We start from the raw sequence: 755 nt of genomic DNA on the forward strand, positions 1-755 counted from the left end.
GCAGCGGGGTTGTGACAGGAACGGCCTTCAGCAGCGTCGGTGGTGGTCAGTAAGCTCTGGGCAGGGCTGTACTTCGTGTGATTCTCCTGTCGTCGGGGGGTGTGGTGCGGCGGGTTGTCCGACCGGGGGGTGTGGCGCGCTGTGGCGATGATGTTGCCGGACGAGCTCGAGTGGGTCCTGCAGATGCTCGGCTACAACTGGCCGACGGCGAACGAGGATCTGCTGCGGGAGTCCGCCGCGCTGTGGCGCACGTTCGGTGACGACGCCCAGAAGCTGCGCATCCGGGCGGACACCAGCGCGGGAACGGTGGTCGCGCACAACCAGGGCGAGTCGATCGACAAGTTCAGGGCCCACTACAAGAAGTTCTCCGACGGCCCGGACGGCTACCTCGCCAACGCCGTCGAGGCCGCCTACATCATCGCCCACACCTTCGAGGCCGCGGCGATCCTGGTGGAGCTGGCGAAGTACGCGGTCATCGTCCAGCTGATCGCGCTGGCCCTCCAGATCGCGGCCGCGGCCGCCGCCTCGGTCGTCACCTTCGGCCTGTCCGCCGCCGCCGGCATGGCCGCGACCCAGCTGACCCGCGTGGCCGTGCGCCGTATCCTCGACGCGCTCAAGGACGCGCTGATGCAGGCCATCGTCGAGGCGATGAGGGAACCGGCCGTCTCGGCCGTCCAGGCCATGGTCACCGACCTGGTCACGCAGTCCGTCAACGTCGGCTTCGGCACCCAGGAGGGCTTCGACCTCAGCAAGAC

Annotated in this window: 1 protein-coding gene; it reads left to right on the plus strand. The window is 68.6% G+C overall.

Annotated elements, in window-relative coordinates:
- Positions 1-147: 147 nt before the first annotated feature.
- Positions 148-755 (plus strand): WXG100-like domain-containing protein (locus tag ABD374_RS31520; protein ID WP_486388640.1); only part of this gene is annotated, 608 nt, incomplete at its 3' end.

Source organism: Streptomyces enissocaesilis, assembly GCF_039533765.1.
Lineage (GTDB): Bacteria > Actinomycetota > Actinomycetes > Streptomycetales > Streptomycetaceae > Streptomyces > Streptomyces enissocaesilis.